The following is a 26,213-nucleotide window of genomic DNA, read 5'->3' as shown; positions in this document are numbered from 1 at the left end:
AGCCTCCTCGCCTTCACGGCGCTCGTCTACTTCATCCGCGCCATCGCGCGGTGAGGCGGGCAGCGGGTCAGAGGCAGAGGGGAAAGGCGGCGGCAAGCCAGAGCGTCACGCCTTCCCGCGCCCAGAGCAGCGCACCGACCAGCGTCAGCGCGCCGAGGAGGGCGAGGACGACGAGTTCGTCCCGCCCGCTCATGCCGGCCTCGTCTGCATATCCGGGCGCGCCAGCGGAGCATCGCGGATCGGCAGGTTGAGGAGGCCCGCCAGCAGCGCGATGCCGAGTGAGAGGGTCCAGGCCGCGTCGTAGGACCCGGTATGGGCGAAGATGAAGCCCGCGCCCCACGCGCCGAAAAAGGCGCCGACCTGATGGCTCATGAAGACGATGCCGAACAGGGTCGAGAGGTAGCGCACGCCGAAGATCTGCCCGACGAGGCCGCTCGTCAGCGGCACGGTGCCGAGCCAGAGGAAGCCGATGGCGCAGGCAAACAGCGTCGCGGTGAGCGGGGTGAGGGGAAAGACGACGAACAAAGCCATCACCGCAGCGCGGGCGAAGTAGATCCACGACAGCACGTATTTCTTGCGCAGCCGGTCCGCGGCGACGCCGAAGGCGTAGGAGCCGAGAATGTTGAACAGGCCGATCAAGGCGAGCGCACGGGCGCCGATCCCCGGATCGAGGCCGGCATCGGTCAGGAACGCCGGCAGGTGGGTCGAGACGAAGGCAATGTGGAAGCCGCAGACGAAGAAGCCGGCATTGAGCAGCCAGTAGCCGCGATGGCCCGCCGCCTGCCGTATGGCGGAACTGAGCGGGATGTCGTTAGGTGTCACGGCCGTCCGCCCCCCAGCGGAGCCGGCTTTGCGGGCGATGCCGATGGCAAGGGGGATCATCAGCGCGGCAAGGCCGGCGGCGGCGAGCAGCGCCCCGCGCCAGCCGAGTCCGTCCACCGCGATCTGCGTGGCCGGAACCAGCAGGAACTGCCCGACCGACCCGCCCGCCGTGACGATGCCGGCGGCCGCGCCGCGCCGCCCCGGCGGCATCAGCGGCACGACCGCCCCGAGCACGACGACGAAGGTGACGCCGGCCATGGCAAGGCCGAGCAGAAGCCCGAGCGTGACGGTGAGGCCGAGCGCCGTGGACGCGAGGGCTGCCAGGGCGAGTCCAATGGCGTAGAGGAGGCCGCCGCCGGCAGCGACGCGTCCGGGACCGAACCGGTCCGCCAGTGCGCCGACGAAGGGCTGGGCAAGGCCGAAGATCAGGTTCTGCACGGCCATGGCGAGGCCGAAGCCCTCCCGCCCGACGCCGAAATCCAACTCGACCGGCCGCATGAACAGGCCGAAGCCCTGGCGGATTCCCATGGCGATCGTCACGATCACCGCGCCGCAGGCGAGCGCGATCCAAGGGGCGGGTCGGCGAAGAGGCGGGGAAGGGATCAAGGTCGCGGATCCGGGACAATCGGCCGGGATCATAGTCCGTATCCCGGCCTCGGCAGAACCGGCCCAGGCCGCATGACCGATGCCGCATGACCGCTCACGTGACGGGAGCGGCACCCGAGCGTGGCGCCGGGGTCACCCGTCCGCCCCGTTCGCGGTCCGCCGCTTCCACGCGCGTAGCCTTGGCGGCCTCCGCTCCGCTAAGGTCCGCCGCATGATGTGGGATTTCCGCCAGGCGGCGAACGGTTCGCGATGACGGGCCAGGGACCTGACAGGCCGGGCGCGGACGAGGCCGAGACGCGCGCGGCGGCACGCGAGGCCGCGCGGGCGGCCGCCCTGCTCGCGCGCCAGCTCGGCCGGCTCGCCGGCAGCGCGGGGCGCGGCGCATGGCGCAGCGGTACGGCGGCGGCAAAGGAAGCGGCGAAAGGGACCGCTCCGGTCTTCGCGCGGGCGGCGGACCGCCTCCGCTCGACCGGCCCGCGCACGGCGCCGGCCGCGCCCGTGGCGGATCCGGCGCCGGTCGAGCGGCCGGACACACAGAGCCAGCCCTTCCCCCGTCACTCCGTTCGCCCGCGCCGCCATCGGCCATGGGTGATCGGATTGGCGGTCCTCGTCGGCCTGCCGCTGGTGATCCTGGCCGGCTACGTCTTCGCCGCCTTCGCTACCCTGCCGCCGCTCGGCGGCGTGGCGCCGGAGGCCGCCCAGCGCGCCCTCGTGGTCGAGGCCGAGGACGGGCGCTCGTTCGCCACCCGCGGGGCGTTCCAGGGCGAGCGGCTGACCGAGAAGACGCTGCCGCCCCGGCTGGCCCAAGCCATCGTCGCGATCGAGGACCGGCGCTTCTACAGCCACTGGGGCATCGACCTGCGCGGCATGGCCCGCGCCATGTGGCGCAACGCCACCGGCGGCGGCGTGCGCGAGGGCGGCTCGACCATCACCCAGCAATATGCCCGCCTCACCTCGCTCACCCAGGAGAAGACGCTCCGGCGCAAGATCCAGGAAGCCTTCCTGGCGCTGCGCCTGGAGAGCACGCTGACGAAGCCCGAGATCCTCGTGGGCTACCTCAACACCGCCTATTTCGGTGCCGGCGCCTATGGAGCGGACGCGGCGTCGCGGCGCTATTTCGGGCATGGCGCCGAGAAGCTGACCCTGCCGGAAGCGGCGATGCTGGCCGGCCTCGTGCGCGCGCCCTCGCAACTCGCCCCGACCCGCAATTTCGGCGGCGCCAAGGAGCGGGCCGACCTCGTGCTCCAGGCCATGGTCGAGACCGGCGCGATCAGCCAGTCTGAGGCCGACAAGGCGCGGGCGGAGAAGCTGACCCTGCACACCCCGCCCGAGACGCCGCCGGGCACCAACTACTTCCTCGACGCGGTGCAGGGCGAGGTGAAGCGACTGACGCAGGAATCGGGCGACGTCACCGTCCGCTCGACGCTCAACCTCGAGCTCCAGAGCCTCGCCGAGGGTGTGCTCGCCCGCCGCCTTGACGCGGAGGGAGGCAAGAAGAAGGTCGGCCAGGGCGCGCTGATCGCGATGGCGCCCGACGGCGCGATCCTCGCCATGGTGGGCGGGCGCGACTACGAGGACAGCCAGTTCAACCGCGCGACCCAGGCCAAGCGGCAGGCCGGCTCGCTGTTCAAGCTGTTCGTCTACCTCGCCGCCTACGGGCGGGGCTATTTCCCCGACAGCGTTCTCGTCGATCGCCCGACCCAGATCGGTGAGTGGGAGCCGCAGAACTCCAACAACCGCTTCCGCGGAGCGCTGCCGCTGCGCCAGGCCTTCGCATTGTCCGTCAATACCATCGCGGCGCAGCTCGGCGAGGAGGTCGGGATCCCCGCGATCGTTGCCGAGGCGCGCCGGCTCGGCGTGCAGGCGGATCTGCCGGCGGTGCCCAGCCTCGCGCTCGGCACGGCGGACGTATCGCTTCTCGAGATGACCCGCGCCTATGCCGGCGTACTCGGGCCGGGCGTGCCGGTGGAGCCCTACCTCGTCCGAACGGTCCGCGGGAACACGCCGCAGCCGCTGTTCCAGCGAACGGCACCGAAGCCCGGCGCGGCGATGGACGCGCAGGTCCAGTCCATGATGCTCGGCTCGCTCCAGGCGGTAGTGGAATCCGGCACCGGCAAGGCAGCACGGGTCAACGGCCTCGCGGTCGGCGGCAAGACCGGCACCAGCCAGGACTACCGCGACGCGTGGTTCGTCGGCCTGACCCCGGACATGATCGTCGGCGTCTGGGTCGGCAACGACGACAACGCGCCGATGAACAAGGTGACCGGCGGCGACATCCCGGCCCGCGTCTTCCACGACTTCGTGGAGCGTGCGCAGAAGGTGCTGAAGGGCCGCAAGCGCCCCGCTCCCTCCGCCGCACGGGCCGAGCCGGCCCCGGCGGCGGCCGTGGCGCCCACGCCCGCGGCGCCGGCCACGGGCGAGGTCCGCGGCGTGCCCGAGGTGGTCGATACCGGCACGCTCACGATCCGCGGCCGCAAGGTGCATCTGCTCGGCGTCGTCGGCGAGAGCGGCGCGCTCGCCCGCCAGCTCGCGCGCTACCTGCGCCGCCGCGAGGTGATCTGCTCCGGCGATCCGGCCTCCGCCCGCTGCCGCCTCGACGGCGACGACCTCGCCGCCCTGATCGTGACGGCCGGCGGGGCGCGGGCAAGCGAGGACGCACCGAGCGACCTGATCGAGGCCGAGGATCAAGCCCGGGCCGAGCGGGCCGGTTTGTGGCAGCGGGAGCGGTGAGAGGCGGCCGGGGGATCGGCCCCCATCCCTCGCGGTCGAGGACGGGCGACGCGTGGCCCATGCACCGCGACGGGCGTCGTCGATGATCAGGGCATGCGGCACGCCATGGCCGCCGTCGCCTCGACCACACTGAGCGCCCGGCGCCGAACTTCAAGAGAGACTCGCGGGCTGTCGGCGACGGCCGACGCCTCGCGCTTCAGCGCCGCGTCGCAGGCGCAGGACGGATGGCCGCTGGTGTCGTAGCAGGCATCGTGGCGCATGCAGGCCGCGTCGAGCTCGTCGATCGGGGGCGCCCCGTCGCCGCGCTGGCCCTTGCCGCAGTAATGGCCGTGGAACAGGGCTTGGCCGGCCACGACCTTGTCGAGATCGCCTTTCGGCGGTGCCGGGGCTTCGGCCTGTCCGCCCGGGTTGAGATCGTTGGCCGGGCCGCCCGCTCTGGCTCCCGATCCGCGCAGCGTCTTCGGGATGCCGGAGCTTGCGCCGGGCTCGTTCAGCGGTTCCGCAGCGCGGGCGTTCGGATCCGAGAGGTCCGGCAGCGGCGGAGGAGGTCCCGGGCGGGGCTCATCGGCCTCCGTCGTCGCGGCGGGCACTTCTTCCAAGGCGCCCTGTGCTGAAAGATCATGCGGGTGGATCAGACAGATCAGCCCAAGCACGATGAGAAGATGAGATTTCATCGTGTCCCCCAAATTGCGAACCGATCAACTTGGAGTCTGCCGATTTCGTTCCTCAGGGCCGGACGCGCATCGATCGAATAGGCATCGATGCGAACATGGCTCCGGGCGGACAAGTGCTGCGTGTGAAACATTCATCGCACACGCAGTCATCGACGACGCACCGAGCCGATGAGAATGTGCAACGATTGAAGATCCCGCGGCGTTCTCGCCTTCAGCCCAGATCGGTTGGGCACCTTGGGAGCAGATCATGCTGGGACGTTTTGGGCTGGGTGTTGCTTTGACCCTGTTGGCCGGCAGTGCTGCGTTGGCCGCGCCGATGTCGGACGAGGACAAGGCGGTTCTTCAACAGCAATGCGCCGGTGATTTCACGACCTTCTGTGCCGGCTTGCCGCCCGAGGACGGCCCCGAGACCCAGGCCTGCTTCCAGAAGAACATGTCCCAGCTCTCCCCCGGCTGCCGCACTGCGATTCAGGCGTACAAGAAGAAGGGTTGACGCTTCGCAGCCGGGGACGGTTCGCGGCGCAAGTGGGTCAACGATGGACGGCAGTTGCTCGCCCCTGCCGGCCAACAGCATCGTATTTACACGAGGTAAATCCTTGTTTCCTGATTTTTCTGCGCAATAGATATTTTATATTCCGATTCTAAACCACAAATCAGCAAGTCCCGTCCAAACCGCGTCTTGCAATCCGATACAGCACTTGCGATTTCCGTATCATCAGCGACATAGGCCGAATCGGATTGCGTGGCGCGCATGAGGCCTGTCCCGCGTCCTGGGGGTGTGTCGGTGGGGAAGTCAGCCTTTTCGAGGAGCCGGGAAGCGCTGTTGCTTCTCGGTCTGACGCCAGTTCTGATCCTTGGTGCCGCCGCAGCGTATTACCTCACACGGCCCACGACCCTGACTATCGCCGTCGCTCCGAGTGGCGGGACCGAACCGGCCCTGCTGCGCGCCTATGCCGACGAACTCGTCCGAAGACGGGTCGGCATCCGGTTGAAGGTCATCCCGTTCGATGGCGTGCGCGAGAGCGCGGAAGCGCTCAATGCCGGAAAAGCCGACCTCGCGGTGGTCAGGCCCGATGTCGCGATGCCGGGCAACGGCTTGACCCTCGTCGTCCTGAGGGAACTTGCCGTCTTCGTTGCGGCGCCAATCTCCGCCGGCATCACCGGTCTCCCGAATCTCGCCGGCAAGCGGCTGGGTCTGCTGGCCGGTCGACAGGCCGACCGGACACTCGTCGGCCACCTTGCAGACCATTACGGACTGGAGATGCCGACCGAGGCAGCAACCGGCATCCTATCGCCGAATGCCGTGTCCATCGTACCGATCGAGGAGGCGGAGATCGAAGCGGCCCTTCGAGACCGACGTATCGACGCGATGATCCTGGTCTCCACCCCGACATCGCCGGCCGCTCGGCGCGTTGTCGGCCTCGTGCAGGATGCGAGCGGGGAGGATGGCGCGACGCTTGTCGGAACCGCCGAGACCGGCGCGGTTCTGGCGCGCTGGCCGCGCCTGCAATCGACCACGATTCCGGCCTCTCTGTTCGGTGGAAATCCGCGCCTGCCCGCCGAAGACGTCACGACCGTCGGCTCGTCCTATCGTCTGATGGCGCGCGCCAACCTGTCACGCAGCGTCGCCGCCGAGGTGACGCAGCACCTGTTCGAGATGCGGGCTGCCTTGGCGGACAAGGTGCCGGCCGCGGAGAGCCTCACGCACCCGGCCTACGAGGACAGCGCGGACGCCACCAGCGCCCGCCTTCCCATCCATCCCGGCGCGCTCGATTACTACGAACGTGAGCAGGAGACCTTCATCGAGCGCTACGAAAGCTGGATCTATCTGGTCGCCATCTTGGCCGGCGGCTTCGGCTCGACGCTCGCTTGGCTACGGCAGCGCCTCGGGCGCATCCGCCGGGAGCGAATCGAGGTGGCCACGACGCGCCTGCTGGAACTTCGCTCCGATGCCCGACGCGAGACGGACCGAGGACGTCTGGCGACCATGGCCTCCGAGATCGACGATCTCGCCGCCAGCATCGCGCGCCATGCCCTAAACCGGCCGACAGAACCGCGCACGCTGGGTGCGGCCAACGTCGCCATCGAGGCGGCCCGTTCGACGGTCCGGCGCCGTATCGGGCAGCACGGTTTGCCGGAAGGCGCACCGGACGTGACGTAGGCTTGCGGGTGTCCGCCTTACACAGGGAGCGGACCCCGGCTCGCGGAGATCCGAAGGCTGCTCGGTCTTGCGGGGCGGACGTGCGGCGGCCCGATGCTGACCCGCGGGCCGCCTGCGCAACGCCTCCTAAGACCATTCCGACCGCGTTCGATGCTACCGGAACGGAGGCTCATCGAAACTTCTGAGCTTCCTCGAATGCAGGCCGGCCCGGTCGGTGCGCAGCGCGTCGAGGGTCGCCAGCCCGATCTGGAGATGCTCGGCCACCGCGCGCTCGTAGAAGGCGTTGGCCGCACCCGGCAGCTTGATCTCGCCGTGCAGCGGCTTGTCGGAAACGCAAAGCAGCGTCCCGTAGGGCACCCGCAGGCGGTAGCCTTGGGCGGCGATGGTGCCGCTCTCCATATCCACCGCGATCGCCCGCGACAGGTTGATCCGCCGCCGCTCCTGGCTGAAGCGGAGTTCCCAGTTGCGGTCGTCGTAGGTCACGACGGTGCCGGTGCGCAGGCGGCGCTTGAGCGCGTCGGCCCGCTCGCCGGTGACGGCGGCCGCCGCCGCTTGCAGGGCGATCTGGACCTCTGCCAGCGCCGGCACTGGAATCTCCGGTGGCACGAGGTCGTCGAGGATGCGGTCGCGGCGCAGGTATCCGTGGGCGAGCACGTAGTCGCCGATGGTTTGCGACTGGCGTAAGCCCCCGCAATGCCCGACCATCAGCCAGCAATGCGGGCGCAGCACCGCGAGGTGGTCGGTGATGGTCTTGGCGTTGGAGGGGCCGACGCCGATATTGACGAGCGTCGTGCCCTGGGGCGCCCCGTCCGGCCCGCGGCCGACGAGGTGGTAGGCCGGCATCTGGTACTTGTGCCAGGGCGAGGCGGCGATCACCGCCGCCGGGTCGGCGGAGGCCGCATCGGCCTGTTCGACCACGATCCCGCCGGGCAGCACCAGCCGCTCCCCCTCTCCCGCGGTCAGACGCTCCAGCCCGTGGCGGACGAAGCCATCGACGTAGCGGTGATAATTGGTGAGCAGGATCCAGGGCTGGATCTCGCGCCAGTCCGAGCCCGTGTAATGCACGAGGCGGCGCAGGGAGTAATCGGTGCGCACCCCGTCGAACAGGGCGAGCGGGCGCGGATCGCCGGGGCTTTCCAGCCACAGCCCGTCGGCCACCTCGTCGCCGACGACCGAGAGCAGCGGCACCGGAAACAGGGTGGCGAGATCGCTGGTGCTGACGCCGCTGCCGCCGAGATCGGTGCCGGGCTCGACGATGTAGGGATAGGGGATCTCCTGGCCCGAGAGGCCGACCTCGATGCTGGCGCCGTAATCGCGCACCAGCGGCCGCAACTGCTCCAGCAGGTAGGCGCGGAAATAGCCGGGCTGCGTCACCGTGGTGGCGTAGAGCCCCGGCGCCTGGAACTTGGCGGTGGCCCGGTTGAGCCGCGGCAGCGGCCCCGTGGGCTGATAGGTCAGGCGCAGCTCGGGGTAACGAAACTGAAGCCGCTCGGTGGCATCCGGCGGAATCCGGTGCTCGAGATAGCGCGCCAGCGCCACTTGCAGCGCCTGGGTCGCGCCGGCATGCAGCGCTTCGAGCCGATCCACGGCCGTCTCCGCGTCGGCGACAGCCTCCATCGGCCGCAACTCGTCGATGGCCATGCATCCTCCCCGCTCGCCCCAGGGTGTCTACACCGACCCGGCCGGCGAGACGAGCAAGCGGCTTGCAGGAAAGCGGCCCGCCTTGCGGCAACGCCGTGCCAGGGCGACAAGGCATCGTGAGAGCATCATCCCGCCAGGTGGCCGTTAGCTTCCAGAAACGGACGATGCAAAAGCCAAAGCAGACACCTGGACCGGGAGCGCGAGGGCGGATGAACGAGGATGTCGAGCGGCGCCCTGGCGAGGAGGCGATCTCGCTGCCCGCCGAATACGATGCTGGCCTCTACTTCATCGGCCGGGTGCGCACGCCCTGGAAGACCCGCGCCGAGTGCCCGAAGAACAACACCCAGACGGATGCGGTCTGCACGCTCGAAGTCGATGCGCGCTACCAGCCGGCGCTGCAGAATCTGAAGGGCGCCACGCACCTGATCGTCCTCTACTGGATGGACCGGGCGGCGCGCGACCTCGTGCGCCAGCAGCCGCGCCACGCGCCCGCCAGCCGCGGCACCTTCTCGCTGCGCTCGCCGGCGCGGCCGAACCCGATCGCCCTGGCCGTGGTCGAGCGACTCGCCATCGGTGACGGCACGGTCAGCGTGCGCGGGCTCGACTGCCTCGACGGCACGCCGCTCCTCGATATCAAGCCCTATTTCGCCTCCACCGACAGCCGGCCGGACGCGCGGGTCGATCGCGCCGGGACGGATGCAGCGGCGGCGTCCTGATCAGGCAGGATCGGGACGCCTACCGCTCCGTCCCTTCCGTCCCGGATCCTGCCCTCGTCGTCAGCCGGGCGAGAGCGCGCAGGTAAAGCGGTTTGACGTGGCTCTTGTAGGTCCGCCGCGCCCAACCGCGCCCCTGCCGGAACAGCGTCTCGGACAGAGCCGTCAGCCGGCCGCGCATGGAGCCGCCGGGGGCGACGTCGATCACGAGATCCGCAATCTCGCGCCGCTCCGGCCAAAGCTGCGCCAGCGCGGCCGAGCTGTCCCGGTTGCACGAATCGAAGGTGTCGATGGCTCCTTCCGCAAACACCGACTCGGTCGTCGCCTCCATCAGCAGCGAGCCGGGCCCCCATTTCGCGTAGCTCTCGTCGTAGGCCATCTTCCAGCCGAACGCCGTACGGCCGGATCGCAGCCAGATGTTCATCGCGATCGCCCGGCCGTCCAGCCGCAGGGCTTCGATGCCGGCGCAGCCGTCCCGCGCCAATCCGACGATCATCGTCTCGGCGAAGGTGCGCAGCGGCGGCGCGTTGCGGATCGCCCGCCCGCGCCGGCTCGCCCGACCCTTCCAGCCGGCGGCCTCCAGCTCGACGAATTCCTGAAACGCCGCGCTGATCTCCTCCGGCTTGCGATAACTGACATGGCGCAGGTCGCCGCGCTCCGCGAGTCGCTTGCGTTGCCGCCGCATCTCGGCGCGCCGTTTCGAAGAGACGGCATGGACCGGTGCAGATTGCCCCGCGACCGGCGCACTGAACTTGGCGCGGTGCCGCCGCTCGACGGCGACGACGCGGGCACCCTGCCGCTCGACCGCAGCCATGAGCGCGGAGAAGACCGGCCCGTCGGCCGCGATCTGGTTGGCGCAGATCAGATTCGGCAGGGCGGGATTGCGGGCGACGGCCGCCAGCATCGCCGCCAGGGCCGCGACCGCATGATCGCGATCGAGCACGGGCGAGCCGAGGAAGGTCAGTGAGTTGCACGGGGCTTCCAGCGTCCGGATCGGCAGGCGCGAGGAGGGCCGTGCGCTCACGAGGAGCCACACGCCGATCAACTCGACCCCTTCCCCGGCACGAGGGGACCAGACGAGGAGGACGTGCAGCGGCGTCTCGGTCACCGTGTAGATCGCACCGGCGATGGCGGGCTCCATGAACACGTTCGGCTCGGCGCAGCGCTGAACCAAGCGCCGCCAATCCGCGGCGAGCGCGCGGAAGCGCGGCGCCGCGGCGAACTCGACGGATATTTCGGCAGGGGCCGGCAATCGGACGGAAGCCGTGTCGTCCGGGATCGGGGCCGGGACGGCCTCGGCCGTGCCCAGACTCTTGAAGTCGCCGCTCGCATCCATGGACGGCCTCTCCCCGGCATTACCGCCCCGGCGGTGCCTTTTCTGCCCCGCTTCAGAACGACGACAAAGCCGCGCTCGAAGCACGCGTTCTTCAGGAGTACATCCGGATGAGCGAAGGCGGCGCCGGCGCGGCGGATGCCCTTACAGGAGCTGCCCGCCGGCGAGGCGGTAGCGGCCGATGGCGCTCTGAAACGCGGCCCAGCCGGACATTGCCGGATCGCGGATGATGTAGCGAAGATAGGCTCGCTCGGCTCGGTTCAGGCGCCAGGGCGTGAGCAAATTCCCGCACAAGCGGCGCGGCGAGCGGATCTTGAGCGTCTCGGGGTCGGAGGCCCCGGCCTCCCCCTCGCGCAGACGGCAGCCGAGGGTGACGAAGTTCAGGCCCGCCAGCATCGCCACGTCCATGTGGTACCAGAAGCGCGGGTTGCACTCGATGAAGGCGATCCGGCCCTCCGGACTGCGACGGATGTCGAAGCCGATCACCCCTTGATAGCGGAAGTGCTCGATCAACCGGCGGGCATGGTCATCGATGACCGGCACCCGGATCTCCTCCAGTTTGGTGAGGGTCCGGCGATAGGAAAACGAGGCCATGATCCGCCCGGCCTCGCACAGGTAGAAGCTGCTCAGCTCTTCTCCCGGTATGTATTCCTGGCAGATGATCGGCGAGTAATTGAGATGTTCGGGAAGCGCATCGGCTGAATCGATCCGCCGCACGCCGTAGCCCCCCGACATCGCCGCCGGCTTCAGAATCAAAGGGTAACCGAAGCGGGCATGGTCGGGGTCGTCGCGCAGATCCACCATCGTCTCGTAGCGGCGTGTCATCGGAACGGGCAGATCGAGGTCGGCGCAGACACCGGCGAAGCGCCACTTGTCATCGAGCGCGTCGAACGTGTCCTGGGCCGGCACCGGAAAGATCGGCGCCCCGATCTGCGCACCGTGGACGGCCAGGAGCCGCGTCGTCCGGCTGCAACTCGGCAGAACCATATCGATGTCGTGGACCGCACAGAGCCGACGAATCTCAATAAGATCGGATGGCTGAGGGTCGGCAAAGTCACCCGTGAACGCGATGAACCTTTCACAAAACCGGGATCGCTTCAGAAGATGGGCTTCACCTGCGCCAAGTACGTAGACTTCACGGAAGCATTCGCTCGCGCATCGCAAGACTCGATACTGGATGCGCGGGCCACAGGCCAGAACAAGCGCGCGTTTCATCGCAAAGCCTCATGCCCGAACAATCTCTGCACAGGCAGATGACGGGCTCATCACAGTGTTTTATGGTCGTCGGCTTCGGAACACCCTTCTTCATGCAAAATTTAACGTCAACAACTCTGCTATAGCAGGGCCGATATTTGTATCAGTTCTATACTGATGCGCGCATGGGATATATAGGGTTAGAACTGAATTGCTGCTTCCCGCTTCGGCTAAGGCGCGAGCCCGACCGGGCAACGATCTTTGATCAGCGCTGCGACAGCCGCTCCAGGGTCAGCGGGTCGGGCCGGCCGTCGAAGAACGTCGCGAGCGCGCGGGTGAAGTCCGGCGCATCCGGATCGGCCTGCGCGAACAGCGTCATGGAGGAGCGGAACTTCACGTCGTCGGGCGCACCGAACAGTGTGTGAGCCGAGCGATCCTCCCAGGCGTTCACCGCCCGCGTGCAGGTCCGCAACCTCTCGCCGAGCAACGGATGGGCGAGATAGGCCCGCGCCTCCGCCAGCGAGCCGATCGCGTAGCGCCGGGCCATGGCACTGGAGCCGAGCCCGGTGATCTGAGGGAAGATGAACCACATCCAGTGGCTCCGCTTGCGTCCGCCCCGCAACTCCGCGAGCGCCGTCTCGTAGACACCGGTCTGCGCCTCCACGAAGCGGTTCAGGTCGAACCCGTCGTCCATCGCTTGCCCCCCGCGGCGCGGGCAATCGGACTCCGCCCCGGCCGTCTTGCAACCACCTCGTGAGGCAGGCCAACCGGCTGGGACGGGCGCGCGTTCCTCAAGCCAGGGCCGCCATCGCCTCGAAGACAAGGGCGTGGCGGGCGGCGAGCGCATCGACGTCGCTGCCGTAGCCGCCGCCGATCACCGCGCAGAGCGGGATGCCGCGTGAGCGCGCGAGCCCGACGACGGTGCGGTCGCGGGCGCGCAAGCCGTCATCGGTGAGGCAGAGGCGGCCGAGCCGGTCGTCGCGGTGGGGATCGACGCCGGCATTGTAGAAGATCAAGTCCGGCGCAAAGTTTTGTATCAGGCCGGGCAGGCGCGCCTCCAGCACCGCGAGATACTCCGCGTCCCCCAACCCGTCGGGCAGGCCGATATCGAGATCCCCCGGCACCTTGTCGTGCGGGTAGTTGCGCTCGCAATGGACCGAGAGCGTGAACAGGTCCGGTTCGCGGGCGAGGCAATCGGCGGTGCCGTCGCCCTGATGCACGTCGAGATCGATGACGAGCGCCCGGGTGATCGCTCCCTCGCGCCGCAGGGCCAGGGCGGCCACCGCCACGTCGTTGAACACGCAGAAGCCCGCCCCACCGGCCCGCCGCGCATGGTGGCTGCCGCCGGCGGTGCTCCCGGCAAGTCCGTGGGCGAGCGCGAGACGCGCGGCGCGCAGCGTGCCGCCGGCCGAGGCGCGGGAGCGGGCGGCGACGCCCTCCGTCACGGGCAAGCCGATCGCCCGCTCGATCGCGCGCGGCACCTCGAGGGCCAGCACGGCCTCGACATAGCCCGGCTTGTGCGCGCCCGAGAGCAGGGCCGCATCGGCGGGCTCGGGCGTGACGAAGCCCTCCGGCACGAGGCCGCGGGCGTGCAGGATCTCGGCGAGCCGGCCGTATTTGCGCATCGGAAAGCGGTGGCCCGCCGGCAACTCGGCCTCGTAGGCCGGATGGAACACGATCGGGATCAAGGAGGCGGCCTGGATCAGCGTGGGAAGTGTCACACGCCTGATAAGACGGCGCTGCTAGGGGCGTGATGGGACGCGCCGTCGCGCCCGGACATCACGATCGACGGGAGACGCCGCGCATGATCGCCCTGCCGGAGAGCGGCGCCTCCGCCGCCCTCGCGCTCTGCGCGGCCCTCGTTGCGGTCAACCTCGCCAGCCTCGCCGTGGCGGCCCTGCGGATCGGGCGCAAGGGGAAGCCCTCGGCTTTCCCCGCCGGCGCACCCGTCTCGGTGGTGCGGCCCCTGCGCGGCCTGGAAGCGTTCAGCGAGGAGACGCTGCTGGCGAGCTTCCGGCTCGATTATCCGGCCTACGAGCTGATCTTCTGCGTGGCGGATGCGGGCGACCCGATCCTGCCGCTGCTGGAGCGGCTGCGGGCGGCGCATCCGCAGATCCCCTCGCGGCTGATCCTCGGCGACGAGCGCCTTGGCGGCAATCCGAAGCTCAACAACTGCGTGCGCGGCTGGGACGACGCCCGGCATGAATGGGTGATCCTCGCCGATTCCAACGTCCTGATGCCAGCTGACTATATCCAGCAGATGCAGGCGGCGTGGCGCACCGATAGCGGCCTCGTCTGCTCGACGCCGATCGGATCGCGGCCGGGCAACTTCTTCGCCGAGGTGGAGTGCGCCTTCCTCAACACCCTGCAGGCCCGCTGGCAATATGCCGGCGAGGCGCTCGGGCTCGGCTTCGCCCAGGGCAAGAGCATGCTCTGGAACAAGCCCTTCCTCGAAGCGCAGGGCGGCATCCGCGCGCTGAACGCCGAGATCGCCGAGGACGCTGCCGCCACCAAGCTCGTGCGCGCGGCGGGCAAGCGGGTCCATCTCGTCGCCGCGCCCTTCCGCCAGCCCCTCGGGCGCCGCAACCTGGCGGAGGTCTGGTCGCGGCAGGTGCGCTGGGCGCGCCTGCGGCGAGTGACCTTCCCGCTGTTCTTCGCCCCCGAGATCGGCATCGGCGCCCTGCTGCCGCTGATGCTGGCGGGTCTCGTGGCGGGGACGGCCGAGGCCGCGCTCTGGCTCTGCGGAGCGGGTGCGCTGTGGTACGGCGCGGAGATGGCGCTCGCCGCCCGCGCCGGCTGGCACCGCTCGCCGCGGATGCTCGCCGCCTTCCTCGTCCGCGACGCCCTGCTGCCTGCGATCTGGGCGAGCGCCTGGGCCCGCACCGCCATCGTCTGGCGCGGCAATACCATGGACATTCGCACCCGCGACGCGGCCCCGCTGGAGACGGGACCGAGCGCGGCCTGACCGCGTCCGACCGCGGGCCTGCCGATCGAGGCGCTGCTCGCACCAGGGTGAGATGCCTGCGGCGGACCGCCTTCGACGAGCGCCTCCTTTTCCGACGCGATTTCGTCCACCGCCCCTGTTGGCCAGCATCGCGATCACAGGTGCAGGCGCGTGATGGATTGTCGGACCCGCACGCTGGGCCGCTCAACTGAGCAGATCCGTCGGCAGTGCCGCGATCCGAAACACAAATCTGTTATCATCGGCACCCGCCCAGCGAAACCAGGACTCGAATACATCCAAAACAATACTTATAAAGCAGCAAATTTATCCAAAAATAGTCGAAACACCGGCACATTCATTTTCGGAAAGAAGCCTGTTGCCAACGAAGCCGCCGACTCGCCTTGGTCAACAGATCTGTTAAAAAGCAGTAAGCACCGCGAACTCGCCGTGTCGTCAGGGGATCACACAGCGATGGCTTGGATGCCGTTCCGAAACGTGCTGCCGACGTCATCCGCCAACCGAGACAGGGACGCGGAGCAACGGTCTGCGGCCCCGGAACCATCCCCCTCGCCACGGTTGCCGAAGGCCGCCATGCCCGACCTGATGGAGGGCGGCAGACGCCCGCGTCCCGCGCCGGAGCCGGCGGCGCCCACGCTCGATGCCATCGGTCAGCGCGACGAGGTCGTCCGGCAGCGCATCGACGCGATGGTCGGCCGACTGGAGGATCTCCGCAGCCTCCAGGATGATTTCACGCTGATCCTGCAGCCGCTGGCGAGCATCAGCAGCGAGCTTTCGAAAGCCAGCGTGCGGATCGCCGAGCTCGAGAGCACTCTGTCCCAGGAAGTCAGCGCCAACAGCGGCTTGCGCGACGAGGTCGTGGACCTGTCGGCGAAGCTCTCGCGCCTGACCAACGAACTGGTGGATTCGCAAGGACAGGCGAAACGGACGCTGGAGAACCTGCGCGAGCGCGATGCGGCGGTCGAAGCGTATCAGATTGATCTGCGCGACAAGCTGTCGGTCATCGAGAATCTGGAGCGGCAGCTCTTCTCCGAGGTCGAGCAGAACAAGGCCCTGGTGAGCGAGAGCCGAGCGCTGCGGCAAGAGGCGCAGGCCGCCGACAGCGCCCTGGCGCGCTCCGAGCACGAGCTGAACAATCTGCGCGAGAAGAACAGCCTGCTGGAGACCGACGGGCGAAGGCTCCAGCTTCTCAGCGAGGAGCAGGCGACGCAGCTCGCGGATCTCGATGCCCGCCATCGCGACCTCACGGCCACCGCCGAGGCGGACCGGCAGCGCCTGCGCCTCATCGAGACGCAGCTCGCGACGGAGATCTCGGTGCGGGAGCGCAACGAGGTCCAGCACGAAACGGAATTGGCCGCTTTGCGGAACGATCGCGCCAGTCTCGCGATGAAACTCGAAGCCGCCGCGAACCGCGCGGCCTCGACGGAGCAGTTGCTGGTGCAGGCGCGCAATCAGTTGCGGGACAAGGACGAGGAGTTCCGCGCGGTCGACCGCAACTTCAAGGAGGCGACGATCGCGCGCAGCACGCTGGAACGGCGCCTCGAAGCGCTGCAGGCCGATCTTGCCCGCCAGTCCGATCGCTTCCAGGAAATCCAGCGGATCCGCGGCGAACTCGACAGCCGCTGCGACATGCTCAACAAGGCGCTGGCCGCCAAGGATGCCGCGATCGAGCAGACGATGAACCGCAACGCGGTTCTCAACGACCGCATCGAGCACCTGACCCACCGGCACGAAGCCGCCCGCGCCGATCTCGAAGCCTCCAATCGCAGATTGACGGAGGAGTTGCAGAACGAGCGTTCGGAGCGGGCCCTGCTGCAGGGGGCTCTCGACATCGCCCGCGAGAGCCGGGCCACGCTTCAGAAGCAGCACGATGCCTTGAAACGCTCGGGGCGCCCCTGGCGGGAGCAGATGAACGACGAGGCCGACGACGAGACCGCGCAGGCTTCGGCCGACGCGGTGAGCAACGTCCGCCCGTTCACCTCCACCGGCAAATAGGCCTCGTCCGACACCGCCCGTTGAAGAAGAGCTGGAAGGATCGTTGAATGTCAGAGCAAGCTGTGAAGGACGCCCCCTCCTCCGGCAACTCGATTCTCATGAGGGCTTGGCAGGCCAACGTGACGCGACCGGGCGATAAAGTGATCAGTTTCTCCCCGGCCGGTTCGGAGGGCGCCTCCTCCGACGGGGCTGCGCCGTCGTTGCCGCAGCGCGACTGGGTCTCGGCGATCGATCTCGTGCAGGAGGCGGCCGAGGCGATCCGGATCAGCGAGGAGCGCGCCGTCGATCTGGAGAACCAGCTGAGGAACGTCATCGCCCAGGCCGAGGACGAGGTACGCCAGCTTCAGAAGACGATCGCATCGAACCAGCTCCTGCTGTCGCAGGCGGAAGACCGCGCCCGCCGCGCCGAGACGCGCGCCAAGGAGGCGGAGACTTGGCTGGTGCGGATCCACGATGCCGTGTTCACGGCCTTCGGCTCCAAGACCAAACCCGAGACCGCAGAATCCGGGGATGGCGGGCAGGACACCCCCTAAAGGCGAGACCTCGCCGTCATGAGTGTTGACAGTTCCTGCCCGACGACCGGCGAGCCGCGTCTACCGGTTCAAGCCTCTGAACGGACGCTGTTCGACATCGAAGTCGGGCTGTCCGATGTGCTGGGGTTGGTGAAGCAGGCTGCGGACACGATCCATGACCTGCAGCGCTGGCGGGATACGATCGAACCGCAGACGCTGAGCCTGATCCGGAGCGTCCAGCAGGAGCGGGTCCGCTGGCAGCGGGAGCGAACGGCCCTGGCCGGTGAAATCCGGGAATGCCAGCTGACGATCGACGCGACGAAGATGGCCCTGCAAACGGCTTTATCCGAGAACGAGGGGCTGCAGCGGCGCTATCACGACGCGAAAGCGTGCGCAGCCTCCGCCGAAAAGCGCGCCGCCGCGGCAGAGGACTTGCTCGCCTTCATCTATCAGACCTTCCATGTCGAGCTGGACGGCGCGGCCGGAAACGACAGAATCCGCCTGCCGTCTCGTCCGGCCGGTGAGCTAATCGCGCCCGAGTCGCTGCCCGCCTCCGCGGCGCCTCACGGCACTTCGTCGAGCGCCGCATCGCCAGAGCCCGGCATCGACCTGGGCCTGTGACGTTCCGGAGCCGGAAACGGGCTCTCGGCAGCGCGGTCGACCGGTGCCGCGGGCCCATGCCCCGGAAACGGCAACGCTCTCGCTCTGCATCGCTCCCACTGCCCTCCCCCCTGCCGGGGATGCCGCGTCTGGCGGCCTTGATCCGGGTTGGGAACCGCCGGACGCGGACACCGGCGACTGGGGCCCGCAGAATGACAGGGCAATCGCCGTTCATACGATGCCGACCCTCTTTCGTGCTCTGGTTGCATTGTCGTCGCAAATCCAGTTTAGCTCCGGGCTCGATCAGCAGCGCCGCGGATCAGAACTGCGGCTCGCTCTCGGAGAGACCCGGTTCATCGATGCAATGTCTTGCAAGAGCGCTCGCTATCCTCGTTGTGTCGGGAGGCCTGATTGGTGGAGCCGGAGCCGGCGAGGCGAAATTTTATCGCGGCACGCATGTCTGCAACGGCAACCTGACGCTCGACGATTGGGAATTTTCCCCGGCGGACGCGCGGTTCAACGTCTTCTTCCGGAGGGCGGACGGGCAGTCCTTCCAGGCCCTCGAACTGACGGCGCAATCGACCGCTGACGGTCTCGTCCTATCCGACCGGCGTGGCCGCCCCTGGCTCGCGCTGCGCACGCAGCCGGACGGCGAGACGCTTCACGGCCGCTGGCTCAGCTACCAGGGCCGGCCGCAGACCGAGTGCGAACCGTTCACGGTGGAACGCACCGAGAGCGCGAAGGCGCGCATGGACGGCCTGTTCGCTCTCTTCGGCGAAGCCGAACCGACGGTCCGGACCGCCCGCGCCGCCGCGGCCGAACAGCAGCGCCTGCCGCCGATCGAACTGCTGCCGGAACTCGACCAGCAGGCCTATCGCCAGCGCTACGCCGAGGCCGCGCCGGCCTTCTGGAAGCGGTTCTACGAGGCGGAGCGCAAACGGCTCGCCGACGCCCCCATCGCTACGCCGGAGGAGCGCGAGCGGCTTGTCGCAGCGTTGCGCGCGGGATCGAGCGCCGAGGCGACGCCCCAGGGCTCGCTGGAACGCGACGCCGCCGCCCGGCAATCCGCGCTCGATCGCCTGCGTCTCGTGGCCGACCGCCTCGCAGATCAAAACAGCCCCTTGCAGCCGCTTCCAATGGACAGCTTGTGCGAGCGGCTCTCGGACTTCGGCTATATCGACACCGAGCGGCTCGAACTCGCCGTCGGCCTGCCGGTGGAGGCTTGGAACCGCGCCTTCACCGAAAGCCTCATCCAGCAGGTGCAATCCTGCAAGGAGGGCAAGACAGTCGTCCGCCTCCTGACCCAGTCCTATCCGGAGATCGAGCGGCGCGGGCGCAATGCGGCGTGGCTGCGCGAGCAGCGGGAGCGCCTGTGCGCCCTTCCGCCGACCCTGGCGACGCTCCGCGATACGAACGGGCTGCATCTAAGCCAGGAGGAGCTGCGCCGGAACGACGTCCCGCGGGCCCTCTACGAGCGCTTCGTCGGAGCGCCGCTCGAACCGCGTCGCGCGGAGCTGGAGCGGGCCGCCGTCCGAGAGATCGAGGATGCGTTCGCCAAGGAGACCCCTACGAGCCTTCCCCTCGACCAAGCGCGCTCACGCTGCCAGAGCCTCGTCGGCCGTTCCTGGGGCAACGACGCGCTGTCGCGGCTCTACAAGGTCTGCACCGAGGCCGCCGACAGCTATGTCGACCGGACGATCCGGCGCTCCTTCCAGGCCCAGGTCGAGCGGATCGAGGCCGCGCCGAAGACCTTCGAGGGCCTGCGCACGAACCACTGGTTCCTGATGGACACCGGCGATCTCGCAGGGGCCTATCCGCCGCCGGCACTGCTGGCCGAATTCAACGCAAAGGCGGCCGGCGCCCGCGCGGAGGCCGTCCGCGCGGCGAGAGATGAGGTCGAGAAGGCGTTCGCTGCGGCCGATCCGATGGCGCGGACGCCCGAGGCGCCCATCCTGCGATGCGGACGCGATCCGCTTCCCTCCGACGAGACGCTGAGGCCGCTGGTCCTGGCCTGCCTCGACGCCGCCCGTGCCTTCGAGACACGCCGCGAGGAAGCACGTTGCAAGGAGGCGCTGAAGGCCTCGGGGGCCGGCGACGGATTGTTGGCGGCAACGATCAGACCGAAGCCCGGCTCCGACACCGCAATTCCGGTGCGTCAGGTCGTGTGCGGCGGCGCCCGGCAGACGATCGCGGTCACCTTCCCGACCTCGGGAATGCTGTGGTGGTCCAAGCAGTACATGGAGGTTCGCCTGCCGAACGATCCGAAGCGCGATGAACCGCGCATCGTCCGCTGGCTGATCGAACCGGTCTCCGGCAAGGCCGAGTGGGCGATGACGAAGCTCGAAGCCAAGACCATCGACCTGCCCGTCGCGGAGGAGCTGTTCCTGCCCTGCCTCGCGCGCCAGGGCCTCTGCCGGTGACGCCGGCAGGCTGGACCGTCGCGCTCGCCCTCGTTCTGGCCGGATGGCTCAACGTGCCGGAGGTCCGCGCCCAGACGCAGCGCCAGATCGGTCGCTACACCGTGACCGAGCGCATGGTCGGCGCATGGCTGCTCAAATCGTCGAGTGGCCCGCTCGGAGCCTATTGCACCATCGAGCGGCGCGCGAACGGGCAGACCTTCGGCTACCAGGTCACGCGCGCCGGCGAGCGTTATGTCGGCCTCTCCTCCTCCGCTTGGCAGCGGGCGCCGGGATCGTTCGAAACGGTCCGGCTCACCGTCGGCGGCGCGACGCTGTGGTCGGGCCGCGCCGCGGCTCCGGTGCCGGACAGTCTGGTGCTGCCGATTAAGCCGGAACAACGTGATCCGGCGGAGATCCTGTCGCGGGCCGACAGCGCGCGGGCGGAGATCTCAGGGCAGGTGACGTCGTTCGACCTGTCGGGGGCCGCCGAAGCGCTGCGGGCGCAGCGGACCTGCCTCGCCGGGGCGCAGTGACGGGCGTTCTTCCGCACGCCGCCGTCGATGGGCTAGGGAAGCCCATGAACATCGCCATCCTCGAGACCGGCCATCCGCCCGAGCGGCTCGGCGGCCGCTTTCCCTCCTACGGCGCGATGGTGGCGGCGCTGATCGGTGACGGCCACCGCTTCGAAGGCTTCGACGTAACGGCGGGGCGTTGGCCCGAGACGCCGGAGGCGTTCGATGCCTTCGTCATCACCGGTTCGCCCGCCTCGGTCTACGATCCGATCCCCTGGGTCGAGGATCTGCTCGCCTTTCTGCGCCGCCTCGACCGCTCGAAGAAGCTCGTCGGTCTCTGCTTCGGGCATCAGGCCCTGGCGCAGGCCTTTGGCGGGCGGGTGGAGCGGTCGCAGCGTGGCTGGGGCCTGGGGCTGCACGCCTACGACGTGGTGGAGCGCGCGCCCTTCATGGACGAGGCGGAGAGCATCGCCATCCCGGTGAGCCATCAGGATCAGGTCGTGGCCCTGCCGCCTGGCGCGCGGGTGCTGGCCGGCAGCGCCTTCACGCCCAATGGCGTCCTGGCCTGGATCGACCGCCCTGCCCTCTCCTTCCAGTGCCACCCGGAATTCGCGCCGGACTACGCCCGCGCGCTCACCGACGGCCACCGGGCCGGCGCGACCGACCCGGACCTTGTGCCGGCGGCTTTGGCTTCGCTGGAAGCGCCGCACGACAGCGCCCGCGTCGGCGGTTGGATCCGGCGCTTCCTGCGCGAATGAATCAGCCGCGGTAGGCGCCCTGCCGCTCCAGCATCCAGCCGGGATATTCCGGCGGCAGCCGGGTGGCCGCATCGAGCCGCGCGCGGTCGTCGGTGTCGAGTTGCACCCGCGTCGCCCCGATATTGTCCTGAAGCTGCTCGACGCGCTTGGCCCCGACGATGACCCCGGTCCAGTTCCAGAAGCAGGTCCGGCTCCACGAAGGGCGGCGCCTGCTGCTCTCCGCCGGAGACGTGGCGGGCGTGGGCTACGCCATCGGCTACGAGAGCCCGTCGCAGTTCAGCCGCGACTATCGCCGCCTGTTCGGAGCGCCGCCGGGCCGGGACGGCGCCGCGATCCGCGCGCGTCTCACCGCCGAGCCGACGCTGCCATAGTTGCTTTCGAGGAGGGTGCTGGTGCGGGTAGAGGGAATCGAACCCCCACGCCTTTCGGCTGGCGATTTTGAGTCGCCCGCGTCTACCAATTCCGCCATACCCGCGACGCACGCGCCTCTTGGCACAAGCCGAGGCGACGGGCCAGAGCGAATCTTTTCAGCATCGGGGTGACCCTCGCCTCCGGCCCGCTTCTGTGCTGAAAGGGCACCGCTTCCCCGACCCCAACGAGGCCCCATGCTCCGCCGGCTCTACGAGTGGATCCTCGCGCTCGCCGCCAAGCCTTCCGCGCCCTGGGCGCTCGGGGCGGTGGCCTTCGCGGAGAGTTCGTTCTTTCCCGTCCCGCCGGACGCGATGATGGTGCCGATGGCTGTGAGCCGGCCGGACCGGGTCTGGCTCTACGCCACCATCGCCACCGTCGCCTCGGTGCTCGGCGGCCTACTCGGCTACGCCATCGGCGCATTGCTGTTCGATTCGGTCGGGCTATGGCTGTTCAACCTCTACGGGTTGACCGACAAGGCTGAGACCTTCCAGGCCTCCTACGCCACCTACGGGCACTGGGTGATCCTGCTGAAGGGCCTTACCCCGATCCCCTACAAGCTCGTCACCATCACCTCGGGCTTCGCCCACTACTCGCTGTTCTGGTTCACGCTGCTCTCGGTCGTCACCCGCGGGGCGCGGTTCTTCCTGCTGGCTTGGCTGCTCGGGCGCTACGGCATCGGCATCCGCGCGGTGCTCGACCGGCATCTCAACGTGGTGGCGGGGCTGTTCGCCGCCGTGGTGATCCTGGGCTTCGTCGCCTTCAAGGTGATGCTGTGACCCGCATTCTCACCCTGCGGAGCGCGGCGCTCGCCGTGGCGCTCGGCGCCGCGCTGACCGTCGGCGGCGCCCTCGTGTTCGAGCACGGCCTCGGTTACGTGCCGTGCAAGCTCTGCCTGACGGAGCGGGTGCCCTACTACCTCGCCGCCCCGCTCGCGCTGATCGCCGCCCTGCTTCCGCCGCGGCCCGCCCGCTTTCTCCTCGGCCTCGTGGCGCTGGTCCTGATCTACGGTGCCGGCCTCGGCGTGTATCACGCGGGGGCGGAATGGGGGTTCTGGCCCGGGCCCAACGATTGCGGCGGCGGCTCCGGCGCCGGGCCGGCGGACGTGGCCGACTTCCTGAAGAATCTCGAGACCGTGCGACCGGTCGATTGCACGGCCGCCGCATGGCGCTTCCTCGGCCTCTCGCTCGCCGGCTGGAACGCCCTGATCGCGGCCGCCCTCGGCCTCTGCGCCGCGGCGGCCGCCTGTTTCGCTCAGCCGTCGAGAGGGCCGCACCAGCCGGGCAGGTAGCCGGCATCCGGTGCCTTCGCGAGGCGCAGCGCGCTCTCCATCGCTTCGGTGAAGTCGCGCTCGATCGCCTTCCGCTTCAGGTTGCGCCGGAGGTAGTCGGCCCACAGGAATTCGCTGAACGGCGTCGTGTCCTTGGCGAATCCGCCGGCCCGGCGCAGCTCGCCCGCGAGGCTTCGAAACGGGTCGTCGGCGAGATCCGCGATCGTCTTGGGGATGGCATCGAAGCCGACCCGCGCGCCGGAGGCATCGTAGGGATGGACCCAGGACTTGTGGTCGGCCACCGTCCAGAAGGCGTCCCTGTCGAGCTTGTGCAGGTCGGCGACGATGGTCACCAGCACATTCTTCTCCCCCTCTTCCTGCAGGGCGCGGGCGAGGTGGTGATGATCGATCACGTAGTGCTTCTTCTTGGGCCCGAGCAGCACCGGGATCATGTGTGAGCCGAGGAACTCGGCCTTCTTCTCCGTATCATGCGCCCGCCAGCGACGGCGCTTCTCCTCCACCTCGCGAAAGCCGACCGTGATCTGCGTCGGACGCAGCGCCGCGATCGGCACGGAGATGAGCAGGGGTTCACGGGGCGCCATCGATGTCTCCAATCCTGTTCGAACCTTGACCGAGAAGTGCCGCGTCGCCGACGCGGCCCGCGCAGACGATCCCGGCGTCGCGAAGACGGACCTCGCGGGAGCGGCACTGTCCGAACTCGAACGAGCGGCCACGCTTTACGGTTGCCCGGAAACTAGGGACACATTTTCAGTGTCAAGGCTCGCTGGGCGCCAGACAAAGGCGGTGTATCGATACTTTTATCCCGGTGTCCCGACGGGATCTTGCCGAAAGACAAGTCGAACGCGTGTCGCGTGATCGGGTAATGATCTGGAAGCGCTTCTGCAAAGGGAAGACAGGCATGGGTTCCGTCTCGGCCGGGAACGAGCCGTCGCCGACCGCACGCGCGCACGCTCCGCGGCCCTGATCGGCCTCGACCTGCTTCGCTTCGGCGCGGCCTGCCTCGGCATGCTGTATCCCCGCCCGCCGCGTGGCTCGCGGGCAGTCTTCTCACGGCCGTCGCCGCATCGCTGCGGGTATCGCGGTGGTCGAGCTGCCCCTGCGCACGGGGCTCGGACGCGCCCTCCAAGCCGCGGGCACCCGGCTGTGCAGCCGTGACCTGATGCCCGGCGCGCTCACCCGCTGAGATTTCGAACCGGGACGGGCCGCCTCGCCGACGCTCAGCGCTCGACGTAGCCGCCCATGGCGCAGACCGTGGCCCATTCCGCCTCCGTCACCGGCTGGACCGAGAGGCGTGAATTGGTGACGAGGGCCATGTCCTTGAGCGCGGCCTCCGCCTTGATCGCGTCGAGGCCGACCGGGCGCGGCATCGGCGCCACCGCCCGGACATCGACCATGCCGAAGCGTCCGCTCTCGTCGGTATGGTCGGGGTAATAGGGCTTGATGACCTCGACGATGCCGACGACGGCCTTGCCCTCGTTGGAATGGTAGAAGAAGCCGCGCTCGCCGACCTGCATCGCCTGCATCTGTTTCTTGGCGAGGTGGTTGCGCACGCCGTTCCAGAAGGTGCCCCCCTCCCCCGCCTCGACCTGCTGGTCCCAGGACCAGGTCGCGGGTTCGGACTTGAACAGCCAGTAGGCCATGGTGCGAGGCGGCTCCGTCGGGAAAGGCGCCCCCGCTTATCGAAAATCCGGCCGCGCTTGAAGGGCGGGCGCTGCTTCGCCCTCAGCCGCCGGACACCGATTAAGCCGTCTCGGCCTTGAGCGGCCGCGATAGCAGGCGGGTCATCGCCGCATCGACCGTCAGGGCGCCGGCCACCACCGCCGCGACCGCCTCGGCCACCGGCATCTCGACCTCGCGGGTGCGGGCGAGATCGACCAATGCCTGCGCGGTGAAGGCGCCCTCCGCGAGCTTGCCGCCCGAAGCCTCCTCGGGCGAGGCGCCACGCCCGAGGCGCTCACCGAAGGCGAAGTTGCGTGATTGTGGCGAGGAGGCCGTGAGGACGAGGTCGCCGAGGCCTGACAGCCCCATCAGCGTCTCCGCCCGGCCGCCATAGGCGCGGGCGAAGCGCATCAGCTCGGCAAAGGCGCGGGCGATCAGCGCGGCGCGCGCGCTCTCCCCCAGGCCGCGGCCCGCGACGATGCCGGCCGCGATTGCGAGCACGTTCTTGCCCGCTCCCCCGACCTCGACGCCGCGCACATCGTCGGTGTGATAGAGCCGGAAGGCCGGCCCCGAGAGCAGGCCGGCGAGCCGCGCCGCCAGCGCCCCGTCTGCGGCGGCGAGCGTCACCGCCGTGGGCAGTCCGCGGGCCACGTCGGCGGCGAAGCTCGGCCCCGACAGCACCGCGACTGGCGCGCCTTCCCGCAGAACCTCCGCCGCCACCTCGCTCATGAAGGCGTCGCTGCCCCGCTCGATCCCCTTGGCGCACAGCACCAGGGCGGCGCCGGGCGCCAGCGAGGGTGCGAGCGCCGCGAGCACGCCGCGCAGGGTCTGGGCCGGCACGACCAGCAGCACCGTGCCGGCCTGCCCGAGCGCGGCGGCCTCGGCAGTGGCCCGCACACCCGGATGCAGGGCGATTCCGGGCAGGTAGCGCTCGTTGACACGATCCCGCTCCATCCGCGCGGCGGCCTCGGAATCGCGCATCCAGAGCGTGACCTCGCGTCCCGCTGCGGCCGCGGCGTTCGCCAGGGCCGTACCCCAGGATCCGCCGCCGACGACCGCGACGCTCTCGTCCCGCCGCTGCGTGCCTGAGTTCATGTCTGCCTCCACCGGGAACCTGATTGCGGGAACTTGGTGCGCCCCCTGCCCATTACAGCCAAGCTGCGGGAATGCTCCGCCTCTTCCGCTTCGCGATAACGGCCTGTCGGCGGAAGAGCGAGGGTCGATCCGGGATCGTTCAATGACG

24 protein-coding genes, 1 tRNA gene and 2 pseudogenes are annotated in these 26,213 nt (G+C 69.2%); 14 read left to right on the top strand and 13 right to left on the bottom strand.

Annotation, left to right across the window (positions count from 1 at the left end; genetic code table 11):
• Positions 1-67 precede the first annotated feature (67 nt).
• Both MFF24_RS28895 and MFF24_RS22330 read right to left on the bottom strand, forming a co-directional pair.
• On the bottom strand, positions 68-193 hold the full coding sequence (locus tag MFF24_RS28895; protein WP_283214539.1) for a hypothetical protein: 126 nt from the start codon (positions 191-193) through the stop codon (positions 68-70).
• The gene (locus tag MFF24_RS22330; protein ID WP_238227898.1) at positions 190-1,428 is read right to left on the bottom strand and encodes an MFS transporter; all 1,239 of its coding nucleotides are present in this window, start codon (positions 1,426-1,428) and stop codon (positions 190-192) included. The genes MFF24_RS28895 and MFF24_RS22330 overlap by 4 nt, the downstream gene beginning before the upstream one ends.
• Positions 1,429-1,677: 249 nt before the next feature.
• Between MFF24_RS22330 and MFF24_RS22325 the strand changes: the two genes are divergently transcribed.
• Entirely contained in the window at positions 1,678-4,158 is a 2,481-nt protein-coding gene (locus MFF24_RS22325; protein ID WP_238227896.1) for a PBP1A family penicillin-binding protein, read from the top strand.
• An 86-nt stretch (positions 4,159-4,244) separates the two neighbouring features.
• Here the strand turns inward: MFF24_RS22325 and MFF24_RS22320 are convergent, their stop codons facing one another.
• The gene (locus MFF24_RS22320) at positions 4,245-4,832 is read right to left on the bottom strand and encodes a phospholipase A2 family protein (protein ID WP_238227888.1); all 588 of its coding nucleotides are present in this window, start codon (positions 4,830-4,832) and stop codon (positions 4,245-4,247) included.
• A gap of 247 nt (positions 4,833-5,079) precedes the next feature.
• Between MFF24_RS22320 and MFF24_RS22315 the strand changes: the two genes are divergently transcribed.
• Both MFF24_RS22315 and MFF24_RS22310 read left to right on the top strand, forming a co-directional pair.
• A complete protein-coding gene (locus tag MFF24_RS22315) occupies positions 5,080-5,325 on the top strand; it encodes a hypothetical protein (RefSeq protein ID WP_238227886.1) in 246 nt (81 codons plus the stop codon).
• A 291-nt stretch (positions 5,326-5,616) separates the two neighbouring features.
• On the top strand, positions 5,617-6,993 hold the full coding sequence (locus MFF24_RS22310; protein ID WP_373322738.1) for a TAXI family TRAP transporter solute-binding subunit: 1,377 nt from the start codon (positions 5,617-5,619) through the stop codon (positions 6,991-6,993).
• 153 nt (positions 6,994-7,146) lie between these two features.
• On the opposite strand, the gene MFF24_RS22305 is transcribed toward MFF24_RS22310, so the two are convergent.
• Positions 7,147-8,634: an AMP nucleosidase gene (locus MFF24_RS22305; protein WP_238227884.1), complete on the bottom strand. Its 1,488-nt coding sequence runs from the start codon at positions 8,632-8,634 to the stop codon at positions 7,147-7,149.
• A gap of 209 nt (positions 8,635-8,843) precedes the next feature.
• Between MFF24_RS22305 and tsaA the strand changes: the two genes are divergently transcribed.
• Positions 8,844-9,350, top strand: a complete 507-nt coding sequence (gene tsaA, locus MFF24_RS22300; protein WP_238227882.1) for a tRNA (N6-threonylcarbamoyladenosine(37)-N6)-methyltransferase TrmO — start codon at positions 8,844-8,846, stop codon at positions 9,348-9,350.
• Positions 9,351-9,369: 19 nt separating this feature from the next.
• Here tsaA and MFF24_RS22295 read toward each other — a convergent pair whose 3' ends face one another.
• The 4 genes from MFF24_RS22295 to MFF24_RS22280 all read right to left on the bottom strand — a co-directional run bounded on the left by MFF24_RS22295 (position 9,370) and on the right by MFF24_RS22280 (position 13,562).
• Positions 9,370-10,683, bottom strand: a complete 1,314-nt coding sequence (locus MFF24_RS22295; protein ID WP_238227880.1) for a GNAT family N-acetyltransferase — start codon at positions 10,681-10,683, stop codon at positions 9,370-9,372.
• A gap of 141 nt (positions 10,684-10,824) precedes the next feature.
• Positions 10,825-11,895, bottom strand: coding sequence for an ATP-grasp domain-containing protein (locus MFF24_RS22290; RefSeq protein WP_238227879.1), 1,071 nt, complete (start codon positions 11,893-11,895; stop codon positions 10,825-10,827).
• Between the two features lie 244 nt (positions 11,896-12,139).
• On the bottom strand, positions 12,140-12,568 hold the full coding sequence (locus tag MFF24_RS22285) for a DUF1810 domain-containing protein (protein ID WP_238227877.1): 429 nt from the start codon (positions 12,566-12,568) through the stop codon (positions 12,140-12,142).
• Positions 12,569-12,665: 97 nt separating this feature from the next.
• Complete coding sequence (locus tag MFF24_RS22280; RefSeq protein ID WP_238227943.1) at positions 12,666-13,562, bottom strand: histone deacetylase family protein; 897 nt, start codon at positions 13,560-13,562, stop codon at positions 12,666-12,668.
• A gap of 116 nt (positions 13,563-13,678) precedes the next feature.
• On the opposite strand from MFF24_RS22280, the gene MFF24_RS22275 reads away from it, so the two are divergent.
• From MFF24_RS22275 to MFF24_RS22245, 7 genes are all read left to right on the top strand, one after another.
• Complete coding sequence (locus MFF24_RS22275) at positions 13,679-14,839, top strand: ceramide glucosyltransferase (RefSeq protein ID WP_238227875.1); 1,161 nt, start codon at positions 13,679-13,681, stop codon at positions 14,837-14,839.
• Between the two features lie 153 nt (positions 14,840-14,992).
• Entirely contained in the window at positions 14,993-16,831 is a 1,839-nt protein-coding gene (locus tag MFF24_RS22270; protein ID WP_238227873.1) for a chromosome partitioning protein ParA, read from the top strand.
• Positions 16,832-16,878: 47 nt separating this feature from the next.
• The gene (locus MFF24_RS22265) at positions 16,879-17,364 is read left to right on the top strand and encodes an ATP-dependent Clp protease ATP-binding subunit (protein ID WP_108938762.1); all 486 of its coding nucleotides are present in this window, start codon (positions 16,879-16,881) and stop codon (positions 17,362-17,364) included.
• Positions 17,365-17,382: 18 nt separating this feature from the next.
• A complete protein-coding gene (locus tag MFF24_RS22260) occupies positions 17,383-17,964 on the top strand; it encodes a hypothetical protein (protein WP_238227871.1) in 582 nt (193 codons plus the stop codon).
• A 374-nt stretch (positions 17,965-18,338) separates the two neighbouring features.
• Complete coding sequence (locus MFF24_RS22255) at positions 18,339-20,363, top strand: hypothetical protein (RefSeq protein ID WP_238227869.1); 2,025 nt, start codon at positions 18,339-18,341, stop codon at positions 20,361-20,363.
• Positions 20,360-20,875, top strand: coding sequence for a hypothetical protein (locus tag MFF24_RS22250; protein WP_238227867.1), 516 nt, complete (start codon positions 20,360-20,362; stop codon positions 20,873-20,875). Before MFF24_RS22255 ends, MFF24_RS22250 begins: the two co-directional genes overlap by 4 nt.
• A gap of 44 nt (positions 20,876-20,919) precedes the next feature.
• Positions 20,920-21,612: a glutamine amidotransferase-related protein gene (locus MFF24_RS22245; RefSeq protein ID WP_238227865.1), complete on the top strand. Its 693-nt coding sequence runs from the start codon at positions 20,920-20,922 to the stop codon at positions 21,610-21,612.
• Between the two features lies 1 nt (position 21,613).
• On the opposite strand, the pseudogene MFF24_RS22240 reads toward MFF24_RS22245, so the two are convergent.
• Positions 21,614-21,781 (bottom strand): annotated as a pseudogene (locus tag MFF24_RS22240) (aldo/keto reductase); the annotation flags it as partial.
• Between MFF24_RS22240 and MFF24_RS22235 the strand changes: the two are divergent.
• A pseudogene (locus MFF24_RS22235) lies at positions 21,768-21,983 on the top strand (helix-turn-helix domain-containing protein); the annotation flags it as partial. The pseudogenes MFF24_RS22240 and MFF24_RS22235 sit on opposite strands and share 14 nt — an antisense overlap.
• A 19-nt stretch (positions 21,984-22,002) precedes the next feature.
• On the opposite strand, the gene MFF24_RS22230 reads toward MFF24_RS22235, so the two are convergent.
• Positions 22,003-22,087: transfer RNA gene (locus MFF24_RS22230), tRNA-Leu, on the bottom strand.
• A gap of 130 nt (positions 22,088-22,217) precedes the next feature.
• On the opposite strand from MFF24_RS22230, the gene MFF24_RS22225 reads away from it, so the two are divergent.
• Both MFF24_RS22225 and MFF24_RS22220 read left to right on the top strand, forming a co-directional pair.
• Positions 22,218-22,799 (top strand): YqaA family protein, encoded by a 582-nt coding sequence (locus MFF24_RS22225; RefSeq protein ID WP_238227863.1) that lies wholly within the window; start codon positions 22,218-22,220, stop codon positions 22,797-22,799.
• Complete coding sequence (locus MFF24_RS22220) at positions 22,796-23,311, top strand: disulfide bond formation protein B (protein WP_238227861.1); 516 nt, start codon at positions 22,796-22,798, stop codon at positions 23,309-23,311. The genes MFF24_RS22225 and MFF24_RS22220 overlap by 4 nt, the downstream gene beginning before the upstream one ends.
• On the opposite strand, the gene MFF24_RS22215 is transcribed toward MFF24_RS22220, so the two are convergent.
• The 3 genes from MFF24_RS22215 to MFF24_RS22205 all read right to left on the bottom strand — a co-directional run bounded on the left by MFF24_RS22215 (position 23,275) and on the right by MFF24_RS22205 (position 26,065).
• Positions 23,275-23,892, bottom strand: coding sequence for a ParB-like protein (locus MFF24_RS22215; protein WP_238227859.1), 618 nt, complete (start codon positions 23,890-23,892; stop codon positions 23,275-23,277). The genes MFF24_RS22220 and MFF24_RS22215 overlap by 37 nt on opposite strands.
• Positions 23,893-24,528: 636 nt before the next feature.
• Positions 24,529-24,951, bottom strand: coding sequence for an EVE domain-containing protein (locus tag MFF24_RS22210; protein WP_238227857.1), 423 nt, complete (start codon positions 24,949-24,951; stop codon positions 24,529-24,531).
• A 100-nt stretch (positions 24,952-25,051) separates the two neighbouring features.
• The gene (locus tag MFF24_RS22205) at positions 25,052-26,065 is read right to left on the bottom strand and encodes an NAD(P)H-dependent glycerol-3-phosphate dehydrogenase (RefSeq protein ID WP_238227855.1); all 1,014 of its coding nucleotides are present in this window, start codon (positions 26,063-26,065) and stop codon (positions 25,052-25,054) included.
• Positions 26,066-26,213: the final 148 nt, after the last annotated feature.

Origin of the sequence: Methylorubrum aminovorans, from assembly GCF_022179725.1 — a bacterium.
Classification (GTDB): Bacteria; Pseudomonadota; Alphaproteobacteria; order Rhizobiales; family Beijerinckiaceae; genus Methylobacterium; species Methylobacterium aminovorans.
Note: the sequence above shows the minus strand (reverse complement) of the source record. Positions and strands in the feature narration are given on the sequence as shown.

Excerpts from the sequence above, each read along its gene's own strand:
- MFF24_RS22265 (WP_108938762.1), top strand. The coding sequence starts at position 16,879 with ATGTCAGAGCAAGCTGTGAAGGACGCCCCCTCCTCCGGCAACTCGATT.
- MFF24_RS22210 (WP_238227857.1), bottom strand. The coding sequence starts at position 24,951 with ATGGCCTACTGGCTGTTCAAGTCCGAACCCGCGACCTGGTCCTGGGAC.
- MFF24_RS22325 (WP_238227896.1), top strand. The coding sequence starts at position 1,678 with ATGACGGGCCAGGGACCTGACAGGCCGGGCGCGGACGAGGCCGAGACG.
- MFF24_RS28895 (WP_283214539.1), bottom strand. The coding sequence starts at position 193 with ATGAGCGGGCGGGACGAACTCGTCGTCCTCGCCCTCCTCGGCGCGCTG.
- MFF24_RS22260 (WP_238227871.1), top strand. The coding sequence starts at position 17,383 with ATGAGTGTTGACAGTTCCTGCCCGACGACCGGCGAGCCGCGTCTACCG.
- MFF24_RS22215 (WP_238227859.1), bottom strand. The coding sequence starts at position 23,892 with ATGGCGCCCCGTGAACCCCTGCTCATCTCCGTGCCGATCGCGGCGCTG.
- MFF24_RS22320 (WP_238227888.1), bottom strand. The coding sequence starts at position 4,832 with ATGAAATCTCATCTTCTCATCGTGCTTGGGCTGATCTGTCTGATCCAC.
- MFF24_RS22290 (WP_238227879.1), bottom strand. The coding sequence starts at position 11,895 with ATGAAACGCGCGCTTGTTCTGGCCTGTGGCCCGCGCATCCAGTATCGA.
- MFF24_RS22245 (WP_238227865.1), top strand. The coding sequence starts at position 20,920 with ATGAACATCGCCATCCTCGAGACCGGCCATCCGCCCGAGCGGCTCGGC.
- MFF24_RS22205 (WP_238227855.1), bottom strand. The coding sequence starts at position 26,065 with ATGAACTCAGGCACGCAGCGGCGGGACGAGAGCGTCGCGGTCGTCGGC.
- MFF24_RS22295 (WP_238227880.1), bottom strand. The coding sequence starts at position 10,683 with ATGGATGCGAGCGGCGACTTCAAGAGTCTGGGCACGGCCGAGGCCGTC.
- MFF24_RS22270 (WP_238227873.1), top strand. The coding sequence starts at position 14,993 with ATGGATTGTCGGACCCGCACGCTGGGCCGCTCAACTGAGCAGATCCGT.
- tsaA (WP_238227882.1), top strand. The coding sequence starts at position 8,844 with ATGAACGAGGATGTCGAGCGGCGCCCTGGCGAGGAGGCGATCTCGCTG.
- MFF24_RS22275 (WP_238227875.1), top strand. The coding sequence starts at position 13,679 with ATGATCGCCCTGCCGGAGAGCGGCGCCTCCGCCGCCCTCGCGCTCTGC.
- MFF24_RS22225 (WP_238227863.1), top strand. The coding sequence starts at position 22,218 with ATGCTCCGCCGGCTCTACGAGTGGATCCTCGCGCTCGCCGCCAAGCCT.
- MFF24_RS22285 (WP_238227877.1), bottom strand. The coding sequence starts at position 12,568 with ATGGACGACGGGTTCGACCTGAACCGCTTCGTGGAGGCGCAGACCGGT.
- MFF24_RS22315 (WP_238227886.1), top strand. The coding sequence starts at position 5,080 with ATGCTGGGACGTTTTGGGCTGGGTGTTGCTTTGACCCTGTTGGCCGGC.
- MFF24_RS22305 (WP_238227884.1), bottom strand. The coding sequence starts at position 8,634 with ATGGCCATCGACGAGTTGCGGCCGATGGAGGCTGTCGCCGACGCGGAG.